General features: G+C 66.5%; 14 protein-coding genes. 3 read left to right on the plus strand and 11 right to left on the minus strand.

The annotated features are described in order from the left end of the window. Positions 1-32: 32 nt before the first annotated feature. The 10 genes from FJ957_RS15270 to exbB all read right to left on the minus strand — a co-directional run bounded on the left by FJ957_RS15270 (position 33) and on the right by exbB (position 10,564). Entirely contained in the window at positions 33-1,853 is a 1,821-nt protein-coding gene (locus FJ957_RS15270; protein WP_140832678.1) for an ABC transporter ATP-binding protein, read from the minus strand. Then, complete coding sequence (locus FJ957_RS15275; RefSeq protein ID WP_140832680.1) at positions 1,850-2,794, minus strand: acetamidase/formamidase family protein; 945 nt, start codon at positions 2,792-2,794, stop codon at positions 1,850-1,852. Before FJ957_RS15275 ends, FJ957_RS15270 begins: the two co-directional genes overlap by 4 nt. Continuing rightward, positions 2,784-4,427 carry an ABC transporter substrate-binding protein gene (locus FJ957_RS15280; RefSeq protein ID WP_140832682.1) on the minus strand — a complete coding sequence of 548 codons (1,644 nt, stop codon included), beginning with the start codon at positions 4,425-4,427 and terminating at the stop codon, positions 2,784-2,786. The genes FJ957_RS15275 and FJ957_RS15280 overlap by 11 nt, the downstream gene beginning before the upstream one ends. Before the next feature lie 34 nt (positions 4,428-4,461). Further along, entirely contained in the window at positions 4,462-5,382 is a 921-nt protein-coding gene (locus FJ957_RS15285; RefSeq protein WP_140832684.1) for an ABC transporter permease, read from the minus strand. Positions 5,383-5,395: 13 nt separating this feature from the next. After that, on the minus strand, positions 5,396-6,301 hold the full coding sequence (locus tag FJ957_RS15290; protein WP_140832686.1) for an ABC transporter permease: 906 nt from the start codon (positions 6,299-6,301) through the stop codon (positions 5,396-5,398). Next, the gene (locus FJ957_RS15295) at positions 6,279-6,881 is read right to left on the minus strand and encodes an ANTAR domain-containing protein (protein WP_140832688.1); all 603 of its coding nucleotides are present in this window, start codon (positions 6,879-6,881) and stop codon (positions 6,279-6,281) included. Before FJ957_RS15295 ends, FJ957_RS15290 begins: the two co-directional genes overlap by 23 nt. Beyond that, the gene (locus FJ957_RS15300) at positions 6,878-7,972 is read right to left on the minus strand and encodes a transporter substrate-binding protein (protein WP_140832689.1); all 1,095 of its coding nucleotides are present in this window, start codon (positions 7,970-7,972) and stop codon (positions 6,878-6,880) included. The genes FJ957_RS15295 and FJ957_RS15300 overlap by 4 nt, the downstream gene beginning before the upstream one ends. 152 nt (positions 7,973-8,124) lie before the next feature. Next, positions 8,125-9,105, minus strand: a complete 981-nt coding sequence (locus tag FJ957_RS15305; protein WP_140832691.1) for a TonB family protein — start codon at positions 9,103-9,105, stop codon at positions 8,125-8,127. Then, on the minus strand, positions 9,102-9,605 hold the full coding sequence (exbD, locus tag FJ957_RS15310) for a TonB system transport protein ExbD (RefSeq protein WP_140832693.1): 504 nt from the start codon (positions 9,603-9,605) through the stop codon (positions 9,102-9,104). The genes FJ957_RS15305 and exbD overlap by 4 nt, the downstream gene beginning before the upstream one ends. 5 nt (positions 9,606-9,610) lie before the next feature. After that, positions 9,611-10,564: a tonB-system energizer ExbB gene (gene exbB / locus FJ957_RS15315; RefSeq protein ID WP_140833101.1), complete on the minus strand. Its 954-nt coding sequence runs from the start codon at positions 10,562-10,564 to the stop codon at positions 9,611-9,613. 406 nt (positions 10,565-10,970) lie between these two features. Here exbB and FJ957_RS15320 point away from each other — a divergent pair, with 406 nt between their 5' ends. The 3 genes from FJ957_RS15320 to FJ957_RS15330 all read left to right on the plus strand — a co-directional run bounded on the left by FJ957_RS15320 (position 10,971) and on the right by FJ957_RS15330 (position 13,013). Beyond that, a complete protein-coding gene (locus FJ957_RS15320; RefSeq protein WP_140832695.1) occupies positions 10,971-11,645 on the plus strand; it encodes an isochorismatase family cysteine hydrolase in 675 nt (224 codons plus the stop codon). Positions 11,646-11,775: 130 nt separating this feature from the next. Then, positions 11,776-12,090 (plus strand): antibiotic biosynthesis monooxygenase, encoded by a 315-nt coding sequence (locus tag FJ957_RS32235; RefSeq protein ID WP_140832697.1) that lies wholly within the window; start codon positions 11,776-11,778, stop codon positions 12,088-12,090. Between the two features lie 8 nt (positions 12,091-12,098). Then, positions 12,099-13,013, plus strand: a complete 915-nt coding sequence (locus FJ957_RS15330; RefSeq protein WP_246685853.1) for a sigma-70 family RNA polymerase sigma factor — start codon at positions 12,099-12,101, stop codon at positions 13,011-13,013. Here the strand turns inward: FJ957_RS15330 and FJ957_RS15335 are convergent. Further along, complete coding sequence (locus FJ957_RS15335; RefSeq protein ID WP_140832700.1) at positions 12,979-13,962, minus strand: LLM class flavin-dependent oxidoreductase; 984 nt, start codon at positions 13,960-13,962, stop codon at positions 12,979-12,981. The genes FJ957_RS15330 and FJ957_RS15335 overlap by 35 nt on opposite strands. Between the last annotated feature and the right edge of the window lie 72 nt (positions 13,963-14,034).

The following is a 14,034-nucleotide window of genomic DNA, read 5'->3' on the forward strand; positions in this document are numbered from 1 at the left end:
CGAAACGGACAGATCGCCGCTCCGGGTGCCTGTCAATCCGCGACCGCGGCGAGATGTCCGTCGCCAAAGTCCTTGAGCACCAGTTTTGAGACGCTTTCGCCGATCCGCCGCGTAGCACTGGGAATTTCGCGGTCGAGACGGGAAAAGCGTGTCCGGCGTCGTGACGGATCGGGAACCGGCACCGCGTCGATAAGGCGCCGCGTGTAGGGATGGCGCGGGTTGGAAAAGACCTGGTCGCGGCTGCCGATCTCGACGATCTGGCCGAGATACATGACGGCGACGCGGTCCGAGATGTTCTCGACGACTGCCATGTCATGCGAGATGAAGAGATAGGCGACGCCGAATTCGCGTTGCAGCTCCTTCAAAAGATCGAGCACGCGCGCCTGCACCGAGACATCGAGGGCCGACACGCTCTCGTCGGCGATGATCAGCTTCGGTCTCAGCGCCAGCGCCCGGGCGATGCAGATGCGCTGGCGCTGGCCGCCGGAAAATTCATGCGGATAGAGCTCCGTCTGTGCCGCCGACAGGCCGACCCGCTCGAACAGGGCAGCCACTTGGCTCTGGCGTTCCTGCCGTGAGCCGATGCCGTGGATCAGAAGCGGCTCGGCCACCAGATCTCCGACGCGCATGCGCGGATCGAGCGAAGCGTAAGGATCCTGGAACACCATCTGCACGTCGCGGCGCACCGCCTTGCGCGCGTCGCCGCCAAGCCCGGAGAGCTCGCGGCCGCCGATCGTCACGCCGCCGGTATAGGGCACGAGGCCGGCCAGCGCCTTGGCGGTGGTGGACTTGCCGCAGCCGGATTCGCCGACCAGCGCCAGCGTCTCGTTGGGCGCGATCGAGAAGGAAACGCCCTCGACGGCGTGTACCCGCCGGTTGACGCGGCCGAAGAAGCCGCCGCGCAGGTCGAAGCGGACGTGGAGGTCGTTCACCACCGCCACCTTGTCCTGCCCGGTTGCGCCGGCTGCCCCTCCCGTGACGCGGCGACCGGCGCCCGAGCCGATGCGCGGAACGGCGGCCAGCAATTCTTGCGTATAGGCGGCCCGCGGGCTGGCGAAAATGTCGGCGGTGGCGCCTTCCTCGACCATGCGGCCGTTGCGCATGACGATGACGCGGTCGGCCATTTCGGCGACGACGCCCATGTCGTGGGTGATGAGGATGAGGCTGGTGCCGTGCTCGCGCTGCAGGTCGCGCAACAGCTCCAGCACCTCGCCCTGGACCGTGACGTCGAGCGCCGTCGTCGGCTCGTCGGCGATCAGCACGTCAGGTTCCAGCGCCAGCGCCATGGCGATCATCACCCGCTGGCGCATGCCGCCCGACAATTCGTGCGGAAACTGCTTCAGCCGGCTTTCGGCTTCGGAAATTCGAACCGCCTTCAGCGCCTCGACCGCGCGCCGTTGCGCCTCGGCGTGGGAAAGGCCGGTATGCGCCTCGATCGATTCGGTGAGCTGCCGGCCGATCGACAGCACCGGATTGAGCGAGGTCATCGGCTCCTGAAAGATCATGGCGATGCGATCGCCGCGAATGCCGCGCATGCGGCGCTCGTCGAGCGCCGTCAGTTCGATGGCACTGCCATCCTTGTCGAAGAGCCGGATCGTCCCGGAAGCGATGCGGCCGGCCGGCTGCGGCAGGAGCTGCATGATCGCCAGCGCCGTCATCGACTTGCCGGAACCGGACTCGCCGGCGATGCACAGCGTCTCGCCGGGTCTTAGCGACAGCGACAGGCCGGACACCACTTCGCGCTCGCCGTCCTCGCCGCGCACACCAACGCAGAGGCCGGTGATTTCGAGCACCGGCCCCGCGGCCGCCTTTGCGACGGCGTCAGCGTGTTCGTCGACCACGGCTGCGCTCATTCAAACACGCAGCGCGGGAAGTAGAACGACACCACCCAGTTCGGCATGTCGACGATCTCGCTGATCCTGAGATCGCCGCAGACCGAGACCAGCATGTAGGCATCGACCGGGTCGAGCTTGTAACGGGCGGACAGCAGGTCGACCATCTGGCTGACGGCCTCCTTGGCCCCGGCCATAAGGTCCGGTCCGATGCCCGTCGTCACCTCGTAGCCCTTGGCGTCGAGATGCCGCGTCACCGGGCCGGGCGTGGTGAAACGCGGCGTCTTCAGCCGCGCGTCCTTCACCAGGTCGAGCTTCAGCACGACGTCCATCGGGCTCTCGATCGCCGTGCCGCATACCTCGCCGTCGCCTTGCGCGGCATGGGTGTCGCCGACCGAGAACAGCGCGCCGGGCACTTCCACCGGCAGATAGAGAATGGTGCCCGCGGCAAGGTCGCGGATGTCGAGATTGCCGCCGACGCGGCGCGGCGGCACCACCGAATGCAGGCCCGTCTCGGCCAGCGCATTGCCGATGGTGCCGGCGAACGGTTTCAGCGGCACGCGGGCGTTCGTTCCGAACAACGCCGGCTCGAGCGAGGTGGCGTCGTATTTCCAGATGTTGAGCGCCGGTTCCTTGAAGTCGTCGGCGAGCAGGCCGAAGCCCGGGATGTTCGCCGTCCAGCCGAAGCCGGACGGTTTAAACATCTCGATCGTCACCTTCAGCGCATCGCCGGGCTCGGCCCCCTCGACGAAGATCGGCCCGGTCACCGGATTGACCTTGGAGAAGTCGAGCCGGGCCACGTCGGCGACCGTGCTGTCGGCCTGGAGCTGGCCGCCCGCCGCATCGAGGCACTGGAACTCGAGCGTCGAACCGGGCGCCACCCGTTCGGCCGGGGCGAAGGAATTGTCCCAGCCGAAATGGTGATGGCGTCCGTGGATGGTGTAGTCGCAGTTACTGCACATCTTTCACATACACATTGTCGTAGTTGATCGGGATATGGACCGGGTCGACATAGAGATTGTCGGCGCCGCCCATGCGGGCTGATTTCAGCGTGAAGCGCTGCTCGTTGAAGACAGGCGCCCAGGGCGCGTCCTCCATGATCTTGTCATAGATCGCGCTCCACATCTTCTCGCGTTCGTCGGACCTGGCCGGGTCGACGACGGAATCCGCCTCGGCCGCCTTGGCGTCGAGGTCCTTGTTGCAATACCACGACCAGTTCCAGCCGCCCGGCACAGCGCCGGCGCAACCGAGGATCGGGCCGTAGAAATTGGAGGGATCCGGGAAGTCGGCGATCCAGGCCATGCCGCCCGACCAGATCATCGGCGCGCCGGCCTTGTCGCCGCCGGCGGCGATCACATTGGCCTGGGCCAGCGACTGGATGCTGGCCTTGATGCCGATGGCCGCCAGATCCTGCTGGATCGCCTGGGCGATGCGCGGATTGGGATCGGTGTTCATGGCGAAGAGCTGCGTCTCGAAGCCGTCGGGGTGGCCGGCTTCGGCAAGCAGGGCCTTGGCCTTGGCGACGTCATAGGCATAGCCCTTGAACGCCTTGTCGTAGCCGGGCATCGAGGGCGGCAGCGGCTGGTTGGCCGGCACCGCGCGATTGTTGATCATCTGGACGATGCGGCCCTTGTTGATCGCCATGTTGACGGCCTGGCGCACCTTGACATTATCGAAGGGCGCCATGGTGGTGTTCATGGTGACGTAGCCGGTGTGCAGCTGTCCGCCCACCACGACGCGCGCCTTCTGCTCCGGATCGTTCATCACCTCCTGGAACTTGGCCGGCGGAATGCCGTCGCCGGGCACGTCGATCTCGCCCTTCTGCAGGCGCAGCAGCGCCACGATCGGCTCCTGGCCGATCTCGAAGGTGATCTTGTCGAGATGCGGCAGGCCCTTGTGCCAATAATCGGGATTGCGCTCGAAGACGATGCGCTGGCCGAGCGTCCATTCGGCGAGCTTGAAGGCGCCGGTGCCGACCGGATGCTTGCCGAAATCGGCGCCGTACTTCTCGACCTCCTCCTTCGGCACGACATGCGAGAAGTTGATCGCCATGACATGCAGGAAGGTGGCGTCCGGCCGGGTCAGCTCGAACTTGATCGTGTAGGGGTCGACCACGGTGACGCCGGAGAGGCCTTCCGCCTTGCCGGCGGCGACATCGTCATAGCCGTTGATCGAGCCGAAAAAGCCGGCGCCCGGGCTCTGCGTCTTCGGGTTGGTGACGCGGTCGAGCGAATATTTGACGTCGTCGGCGGTCATCTCGCGGCCGTTGTGGAACTTCACGCCATGGCGCAGCTTGAAGGTGAAGGTCTTGCCGTCGGGCGAGATCTCGTAGCTTTCGGCGAGATCGGGCTTGAGCTTGGTCGTGCCCGGCTCATAGTCCATCAGCCCGTCGAACAGGCTCTTGATCATCGACCAGTTCTGCCAGTCATAGCCGATCGCCGGGTCGAGGGTCGCGACATCGTCCTTGTAGGTGATGGTGATGGCGCCGCCCTGCTTGATGTTCGGGTCGACCGCGTCCTCGGCGCGCGCGCTTGCCATGCCGAGCATCAGCACAAGCGCCGATGCCGCGACGGTGGATGCGAGAAACTTTTTCATTTTTATGTTCCCTTTCTCTGTTCGGTTTTCATTTTCATCTGAGTTTAATCCGGGGGTCGATGAAGGGGGCGATGATGTCGGCGAGAAGGTTGCCGAGCACGATGGCGAAGGCCGAGACCAGGGTGACGCCCATGATGATCGGGATGTCGACACGCTGGATGGCCTGCCAGGCCAACTGGCCGATGCCGGGCCAGCCGAACACGCTTTCGACCACCACGATGCCGCCCATGAAGATGCCCACGTCGATGCCGATCATGGCGACGACCGGCAGGATGGCGTTGGGCAGCGCGTGACGGAACAGGATGGCGCCGCGCGCCAGTCCCTTGGCGCGGGCGGTTCGCATATAGTCCTGGCGCAGCACGTCGATCATCGACGAGCGCATCATGCGCGCGTACCAGCCGGCGCCGAGTATGCCCATGGTCAGCGACGGCAGCACGAGGTGGCGCCAGCTGCCGTAGCCGCCGATCGGGAACCAGCCGAGCCTGACGGCGAAGACGTAGAGCAGGAGCAGACCGACGACGAATTGCGGCGCCGAGACGCCGACGAAGGAGGCGACCATCAAGGTCTGGTCGGTGGCGGTGCCGCGCCTGACGGCGGCGATCAGCCCCATGGTGAGGCCGATGGCCAGCTCGCTCAGGATGGCGCCGACCATCAGCAGCAGGCTGGCCGGCAGCCGCGAGACGATGAGTTCGGTGACTTCCGAGCGCTGGATGTAGGAGCGGCCGAGATCGCCACTGACGAGCCTCGTGAGATAGTGCCAGTACTGGACGATGAAGGGCTGGTCGAGCCCGAGCTGGCGTCGGATGTTCTCCACCGTTTCGGGGGTGGCGCTGCGCCCGGCGATCTGGCGCACCGGATCGGCCGGCAAAAGATAGAGCAGCGCGAAGGTGATCAGCGAGACGCCGAGCAGGATGAGCAGCGACTGGATGAGCCGGCGGCCGAGATAGGCGATCATGACCGGCCCCCCATTATTCCCGCCCTCTCTGCGTCGGGTCGAGGATGTCGCGCAGCGCGTCGCCGATCAGGTTGAAGGCCAGCGCGAGCGCCAGGATCGCGGCGCCCGGGAAGAACACCAGCCAGGGCGCCGCCTGGAAATAGGTCTGGTTCTCGAAGATGATGTTGCCCCATGACGCCGTTGGCGGCTGCACGCCGATGCCGAGATAGCTGAGCGTGGCTTCGAGCAGCACCGTGGTCGAGATGCCGAGCGTGCCCCAGACGATGATGGTCGGCAGGAGATGCGGCAGGATGTGGCGGATCAGAATACGCGGCGCGCTCGCCCCTATCGTGCGCTCGGCATCGATGAACTCGCGTTCGGAGAGCGACGAGGTTTCGGTGTAGATGACGCGCGCGGTCTGCACCCAGTTGACCAGCGCGATCACCATGGCGACGATCCAGAGGCTCGGCTCGAACACCGCCGCCAGGCAGATGGCTAAAAGCAGCGCGGGAAAGGCCATCATCAGGTCGGTGAAGCGCATCAGCGCGCTGCCGATCCAGTCCCGGAAATAGCCCGCCGTGACGCCGACCAGCGTGCCGATCAGAAGCGCCACGCCGTTGGCGACGACGCCGATGATCAGCGAGGTGCGGGCGCCGAACAGGATGCGGGTCAACAGGTCGCGGCCGAGCAGGTCGGTGCCCAGCCAGAACTTGGCGTTCGGCGGCAAAGGCGAGCCTTCGAGCGTCAGGCCGTCGAACATCTGCTCGTTGGGATCGTAGCCGGTCAGCCATGGCGCGAGGATGGCGCCCGCAAGCACGATGGCGATAATGAACAGCCCGAGCAGCGCCAGCGGCCGCCTGACCAGCCGGCGCCAGACGCCAGCGCGCGGCTTTGCCGGCATCCGGCCCGCCGCAAGGTCAGGCGCGATGGGATTGGTCATCGCCGCCCTCCGCTTCCGTCATCGCCACGATGCGCCGGGCGGCTTCCTCGACGCTGATCTGCCAGTTCATCGCCAGCGATCTGAGCTGCGCGTAGGCGCGGTCGTCGTCGCTGCCTTTCGACAAAGCCGCGACCGCGCGCACGATGGTCTGGCGCTCGCCGACGCGCTGGCGCAGCGACGCGATCTCGCCGGCAAGCTGCCTGCGCGCCTCGAAACTCTGCCGGGCGATGAGCAGCGCGCTGTAGACGCCAGCGGTGCCGACAGGTTTCAGCAATTGCGCATCGGCCTTGTGCGACAGCGCCCATTCGATGCGGCCCGGCGCCTCCGAGCCGATCAGCGCCACCAGCGGCATCGGCGCCTCGCCGGGCTTCCACGGGAACTGCTCGTCGAAGCCGAGGTCGGCGTCGAAGAACACGAAATCCGCCGCGAGCGACTCCGCCGGCAGATGCGGCCAGCACTCGACCGCCGCGAGGCCGATCGCCGACAACTGCCTGGTGATCGCCTGCACCGTGGTGTGCGGACGATGCAGCACGAACGCCTTGGCGCCGCCGAGATTGGGGATGCGCGCGGCGCGGCTCACGACACCACCCTGAGCCGCGGACGGCCGAAGACCTTGGCTGGATCGTAGCGCGAAAGATAGGGATCGGGCGCCACCTCTTCCTCGCGGCTGACCACCTCGAAGAAGCCGTCGGCAATACGCCCGATGATCACCGGCAGGGTCGCATGCTGGGTGTGCGGATCGATGGCGATCGGCCCGAGGCGGGTCGAGAAGCGGCGCTCGGCGAAAGCTTTCGAGAATTCCGCCGGGCCGGCGTCGGGGTTGCCGGCAAGCACGTCCGCCATCACCTGCACCGAGGCATAGGCGGAGGCTTCGAAGGACGAGGCGAAGGCAGCCGGGCGCGGCGCGAAATAGGGTCCGGCCGACAGATGGCCCTTGCCCGTTTCGCCGATCGCCGGCAGCTCGCCCTCGGTGAGATTGCACGAAATCACCGGGCAGACGCCAGGCCTGAAGGCCGCATCCTCTCGTCCCAGGTCGCGATAGGCGGCGAGGAAAGCATAGGACGAGGTGCCGATCAGGTTGTTGAGGATGAAATTCGGCCGCGTGACGCGGATTTCGTCGATCAGGCGCGAAACGTCGGTCTCGCCGATGCGCAGATAGCGCTCGCCGAGCACCTTGCCGCCGGCGTCGGCGATCAGGTCGCGCGCGACGCGGTTCATCTCCCAGCCCCATATGTAGTTCGAGCCGAGCAGGAAGCCGTTGGCGCCGAAACGCGGCGCGACATGAGCCATCAGCGGCACCAGATGCTGGTTCGGGCAGGCATGCATGTAGACGACATGCTCGTTGGCCTCGAAGCCTTCATACGGGCAGGCGTACCAGAGCATGCCGCCCGCCTTCTCCAGCACGGGAATCGTCTCCTTGCGGCTCCAGGAGGTGATGCAGCCGACGACATGGCGGGCGCTGCTGGTGCGGAAGATGTCTTCGCAGAGCGTCGCGTAGCGGTCGGCATTGCTTTGCGGATCGCGCTCGACCGGGACGAGCTCGATGCCTTGCGCGCGATCGGCGTTGATGTCGGCGATCGCCCGCATCGCCCCCAGCCGGCAGGCGTCAGAGACGAGCTGGTAGCTGCCTGACCGGGAATAGAGGATGCCGATCTCGATACGTCGTTTCAAGCAAGGCCCCAAAAATGAAAAAGCCCCGCAGCCAGCGCCGGATGGGCGAGGCATACGAGGCATTCTTGCCGCCCGGCGACCAAAGCCGGTATTTTCGCGGGCTACCCTATTCCGTACCGCCCGTCAGTCAAGCCTGAAAGTTGAACGGCCATCTAGTCCCGCAGGCTGAACACGAAGGGCGCGGTGCGGGTGACGCGCGCGCCGAGCTCCGCCGGCGGCGCCGGCACCGAGGCGCCCTGCAAGGCGCCGAGGGCCGCGCGGTCGAGATCGCCGTCGCCCGAGGATCGCGCCAGTCGGGCCGAGACCACCCTGCCGGAGGTGTCGACCGTGAAGGTCACGCTCGGCGTGCCCTCGGCACGCCTGGAGCGCGCCGCGCTCGGATAGCGGGTGTGCCGCCTGATCCATGCCGCCAGGCTGGAATTCCAGCGCGACGGGCTGACGCTCGAGCGCGGCGCATTCGAGGACAGTGGCGCGGCCGCCTTCGCCGCCGCCTTGGCGTCGATGCTGGCGGTGGTCGTCGCCTTGGGTGAGAGCGCCTTTTCCTTCCTGACCCGTTCCTTCGGTTTTCCGACCGGTTTCTTGTCGGCCTTCTTCCTGGGTTCGGCCGGCTTTTGCACCTTCACCTGCGCTTCCACGGGTTTCGGTTGCGGCGGCGGAATGACGACGTCCGGGGTGATAGCCTCGACAGGGTCCGGCACGACCCCGCCCAGCGGCTTCTGCTCGCTCAGAGCAGCAATTGTTGCCGGCGCGGCCCGCTCGGCTTCTTGCGTATCGTCGGCATCGGATGGCTGTTCGGCCACGGGCTCGGCCTGTTCCACAGCCGGCACCGGGTCGGTTGCCGGTTTTACGCCGACAGGCTTTTCCGTGTCCGCCGCATCGGGCGGCTCCGGTGTCACCATGTCCAGCATCGCCGCCTCTTCCGGCACGGCGGGCGCGATGACGAGCGGTGCCATCTCGACCGCCAGCGCCGGCGGCGGACCGCCATCCTGCATCTCGGCGAAACTCAGGTTCTGCACCGCATAGGCGACCGCCACATGCGCGGCCAGAATGATCGCGGCGGCGCTCGTCCACAGGCCGGCCCCAGGCGCGCCGAAGCGCGGCTGGGAAATCCGGGAGCGGGCGGCAACCGTCATGGCGCCGAGTTTCCGCCGGGCGCCGGGACGAGGTTCGCGCCGGCCGCGGGCATTTCGGGCACGGCCCGCCCGCCGGCGTCGTCAGCTGTTTCGAGGCCGACCAGCGCGACCTTGAGATAGCCGGCGCGGCGCAGCAGGTTCATGACTTCCATCAGGTCGCCATAGCCGACCGTCTTGTCGGCGCGCAGGAAGATGCGTGTCTGCTTGTCGCCCTTGGTGCGGCTGTCGAGCACGCCGGCAAAGGCCGGACGGGGCACGCTGTCATTGCCGATCGCCAGCGTGAGATCGGTTTTCAAAGTCAAGAACAGCGGTGTCTCGGGTCGCGGCGCCGGCGTTGCCGTCGATCCGGGCAGGTCGACATTGACGTCGACGGTGGCGAGCGGCGCCGCGACCATGAAGATGATCAACAGCACCAGGATGACGTCGATGAATGGCGTGACGTTGATGTAGTGGCTTTCCTCGAGATCGTCGCCGGCAGTCTCGCGAATCCGCGCCGCCATCGCCGTTACTCCGCCGCCATGGCGGTTGCCGGCGGCACTCTGCGGAAATCGAGGTCGCGGCTCACCAGCCGCTCGACGCCGGCTGAGGCGTCGGCCAGGATCTGCCTGTAGCCGGCTATCGAACGCGCGAAGACGTTGTAGATGACGACCGCCGGAATGGCCGCGACAAGGCCCATGGCGGTCGCAAGCAGCGCCTCGGCGATGCCGGGCGCCACGACCGCCAGATTGGTGGTCTGCGCCCGCGAGATGCCGATGAAGGCGTTCATGATGCCCCAGACGGTGCCGAACAGGCCCACGAAGGGCGCCGTCGAACCGATGGTGGCGAGCAGGCCGGTGCCGCGCGACATGCGCCGGGCCGCCGCCGCCTCGATGCGCGCAAGCCTGGAGGCGACGCGTTCCTTCAGACCATCGCCGGAGGCATGGTCGAGCGCGCCGGCCGAAAGCGCCCTTTCTTCTTCCGCCGCCCGCACCAGAAGCGCGGCCGGGCCGCCGCTGTGGCCAAGCGCGCGGCCGGCTTGCATCAGCGTCGCGGCGTTGCCGATCGCGGCGGCGGCGCGACGGGCCCTCAGCTTGCCGCCGAACACCTCCAGCGACTTGGCGAGCCAGATGGTCCAGGTGACCAGGGAAGCGAAGGCCAGCCCGACCATCACCGCCTTCACGACGATGTCGGCATTCATGAACATGCCCCAGGGCGAAAGGTCATGCGGCAGTGCCAGCGAGATGGAGCGCTCTTCGCCTGTGGCGCTGTTCGGGGCCGGCTGGATGCCCGGTTCCACCGGCGTGGCGGGCGCCGGCGCCGCCGGCATTTGCGGGACCGGAGCGACGGGTGCTTGTGCTGCCGGAGCCAGCCCGAGGGGCGCCTGCACGGTGGGTGCCGCCGGCTGTTCCTGCGCCCTGGCGAGGCCGGCCGAAAGAATGAGGGACGCGGCCAGCGCCGCGAAAAGACCGTTTCGGGACAAGGCTCGTCCTCGCTTCATCATTGCACATATCCGATCGGCTGGCAGGGTGGACTTGCCCGAGCCGTTGTGGCCGACAAGGCCGTAGACGCGCGGACGGTGCAGATCGAGCGAGACCGGACCGAGCAGCGTGCGTCCGCCGACGGCAAAGCGCACGGCGTCGACATGAAAGCCTGTCCCAGCTCCGGCCAACATCCGCCTCCAATGCAGCGGCCGCCATCCAAGGCAGGTGCCAGGCGGCCAATGCCGGTTGACTATGAAACATGACTTTGCAAGTCAACTATAAAGATGACTTCAGTTATCAAGAATTGCAACGCGTTCCCCGATATCGGTTCGGCACGCTGCAAAGTCTGGACGGCAAGGCAGTTGCTGGGCACGATGCGCGCACAACAACCAAGGCAGGCGGCCTATGATCAAGGCGATACCCTTCGACTTTCCCTATGACGGCAGGCTGGTGCCGCAGCACACGGCGCTGCTGGTGATCGACCTGCAGGAGGATTTCCTGTCGCCGACGGGCTATTTCGCCAGGAAAGGCTACGATCCATCGCCGCTGAGAGCCATCCTGCCGGCGGTCAACCGGCTGATCGAGGCCGCTCGAACCGCCGGGCTCACTGTCATCCACACCAGGCAGGGCTATCGCGCCGATATGGCCGACATGACGCCCTACGAAAAATGGCGGCGCAAGCGGGCTGGCCTCGACGGCACCGATGTCCTGCTACGCTCCGGCCCGGGCTTCCAGATCTCCGCCGACATCGACGTGGCGCCGCAGGACATCATCATCGACAAGACCTGCAACAGCGCCTTCACCTACACGGATCTGGAGCTTGTTTTGCGGGCGCGCGGCATTACGCATCTTCTGTTCACCGGCTGCACGACGGATGTCTGCGTGCACACCACATTGCGCGAGGCGTGCGACCGCAACTTCCAGTGCCTGACGATTTCGGACGCCTGCGCCAGCGGCGACCAGTACGCTCACGAAGCAGCGCTGCATATGGTGGCGGTCGAGGACGGCGTCTTCGGCGCGCTGGCGGATTCGGCGGCGGTCATTGCCGCGTTACGGCAGCTCGCGGGCGCAATGCGCTGAGGATTTCGTGGTTCCATCGAAATTCTTTTCAGCCCCACCGTTCCGTTTTCGGTTTCGGCTTCGTCTTGAGGGTCGTAACGGGTGCGAGAGCCGCGACGGCCTCCGCCATCAGGACAAACGGAGCCAAGCCATGTCGACCACAGTGACCCTGATCAACGTCTTCACCGCCAAGCCGGGCAAGCAGCAGGAACTCGCCAACACGCTTGCCGAAGGAACGAGGATCTTCTTCAGCAAGCAGCCGGGCTCGCTGTCGTCGTCGGTGGTCGTCGGCGGCGACGGCAGCAAGGTCGCCAATATCTCGCAATGGCGTTCGGCGGAGGACATCGCCGCCTTCCGCGGCGATCCCCGCTTCGCCGATTACATGAGGAGCATCATCGAGCTGGCCGCCGGCGAGAGCATGATGGGTCACACGACCTTTTCCCATACGGGCGGGATCGAAGACTAGGAGGTTGCGTGACCGGTTCGCAGGATCAGTCCGTTGCGGCGACCGAAACCAGGCTTCGCGCCTTCGAGCGCGATGCCGCCGGCCTGAGGGCCAAGTTGCACCGCTACGCCTCGCGCATGGTCGGATCGGTCATCGATGGCGAAGACATCGTCCAGGAAGCTTTGGCCAAAGGCTTCGTGGCGATCAGGAATGGCGACATGCCCGACAAGACCGAGCCCTGGCTGTTTCGTATCGCGCACAACGCGGCCCTCGACTTCCTGCGCAAGCGCGCCCGATCGCGGGGGCGCGAAAGCGAGGTCGAGCTCGACATGATCGCCGACGAGAATTCGGCGCTGGATGCGCGCATGGCCGCCGAGGCGAGCCTGGCCGAGCTGATGCAACTGCCGCCGGCGCAAAGATGCACGGTCGTGCTGAAGGATGTGCTCGGCCACAGCCTGGAGGAGATCGGCGAAATCCTCGAAACCTCCGACACGGCGGTCAAGGGCGCGCTGCAGCGGGGCCGCGACAGCCTGCGCAAGCTGGCGGCCGCGCCGCGCATCGCGCCGCCCCGCCCGGCGCTCGACCCGCAGGACATGCGACGCCTCGGCGACTATGTGGCCGCCTTCAACGCCAGGGACTTTGATACCCTGCGCGGCCTGCTGGCCGAGGACGTGAAGCTTGAGCTGGTCAACCGCTTGCGCGCCGACGGCAAGGAATATGTCGGCAACTATTTCGGCCGCTATGCAGACGAAACGCATTGGCATTTCACGACCGGCCTTGTCGAAGGCCGGCCCGCCATCCTGGTCACCAGCCCGGACCGTCCAGAGAGGCCGCCGCGCTACTTCATCCTCATCGATTGGGAGAACGGCCGGATCGCCGGCATCCGTGATTTCCTGTTCGCGGATTACGTCATGGACGGCCTGGATTGCTCATCCCAGCCGTAGGAAGGCCGGCGTTAGCGAAGGTGGATCTCAGGGAAGGTCTGGGACGCAAGCATCCCGGTTGCGGAACCTCCACCTCGCGCCGCGCCAGCGAATTCGCGACCAGCGTGATCGTCTCGCGTCCGATACGGGTGATGTCGCTTGGGCGGTCGATGCCGCCGATCATGAATTCCTCGATGCCAAGCGCCGCGTAGGGCAGCAGCGCCAGGGCGATCCGCGCCGGCGGCCCGGCAAGCTCGACCGCCTTGTGATCCGGAGTGCCTGTCCAGCCGTGCGGGCGAATGCGGACAGGCAGCGCGAAGCGCAACCTGCCGGCGCGGCCATGTTCCGCCGCGGCGCCGCGCACGCGCTGCATCAATTGCGCGACCTCGTCCGGCGAACCGGCGGCCAACTCGAAGACGTCGGCGTGCTTTCCGGCGACCTTCAAGGCCGTGCCGGACTGCCCGCCGAGACGGATGGCAAGGTCGGCGCCATGCGGCCCCTTGCGCCGCACGAAGCCGCCGCGGACGCTGTAGAAGGCGCCTTCATGGTCGAAGGGCCTGTCGTTCGACCACAGGCGCTTCAACAGCACCAGATATTCGTCGATGCGCTGCCACACCACGCTGTGGCCAACAGGCCGGGCCTCGGCATCGCTGTCTTCCAGCGGCTCGCTCAGCATGCGAAGCGACAGGCGGCCGCCGCTTTTTCGATCGAGCGCCGCGAGCTGCCTTGCCGCCACGGTCGGCTTGATCACGCCGGCCCAATGCGTCAAGACGACTTCGAGCGAGCCGGTGCGGTCGAGCGTCTGCGCGGCGATGTCCATATTGGTGAGCAGTCCGGCCGGATCGTCGACCACCAGCCTGCGGAAACCGGCGTCCTCGATCAGCGACAATCTGGTCGCGGTTTCGGCGAAGTCGTAGAAGAAGCTGCCATTGGCAGGCTTGCCTGGAACATGCGTGAACTCGATCGGCATTGCCATCTCCTCCATCACGTTGGCTTGCCCCGCTTCAAAGCCTACTAACCAAATCCGAGACGTTGGCGCGCG

This window comes from Mesorhizobium sp. B2-4-6 (assembly GCF_006442775.1).
In the GTDB taxonomy this organism is placed as follows: domain Bacteria; phylum Pseudomonadota; class Alphaproteobacteria; order Rhizobiales; family Rhizobiaceae; genus Mesorhizobium.

Coding starts and splice junctions, on each gene's coding strand:
- FJ957_RS15270 (WP_140832678.1), bottom strand. CDS start 1,853: ATGAGCGCAGCCGTGGTCGACGAACACGCTGACGCCGTCGCAAAGGCG.
- FJ957_RS15275 (WP_140832680.1), bottom strand. CDS start 2,794: ATGTGCAGTAACTGCGACTACACCATCCACGGACGCCATCACCATTTC.
- FJ957_RS15280 (WP_140832682.1), bottom strand. CDS start 4,427: ATGAAAAAGTTTCTCGCATCCACCGTCGCGGCATCGGCGCTTGTGCTG.
- FJ957_RS15285 (WP_140832684.1), bottom strand. CDS start 5,382: ATGATCGCCTATCTCGGCCGCCGGCTCATCCAGTCGCTGCTCATCCTG.
- FJ957_RS15290 (WP_140832686.1), bottom strand. CDS start 6,301: ATGACCAATCCCATCGCGCCTGACCTTGCGGCGGGCCGGATGCCGGCA.
- FJ957_RS15305 (WP_140832691.1), bottom strand. CDS start 9,105: ATGACGGTTGCCGCCCGCTCCCGGATTTCCCAGCCGCGCTTCGGCGCG.
- exbD (WP_140832693.1), bottom strand. CDS start 9,605: ATGGCGGCGCGGATTCGCGAGACTGCCGGCGACGATCTCGAGGAAAGC.
- FJ957_RS15320 (WP_140832695.1), top strand. CDS start 10,971: ATGATCAAGGCGATACCCTTCGACTTTCCCTATGACGGCAGGCTGGTG.
- FJ957_RS32235 (WP_140832697.1), top strand. CDS start 11,776: ATGTCGACCACAGTGACCCTGATCAACGTCTTCACCGCCAAGCCGGGC.
- FJ957_RS15335 (WP_140832700.1), bottom strand. CDS start 13,962: ATGCCGATCGAGTTCACGCATGTTCCAGGCAAGCCTGCCAATGGCAGC.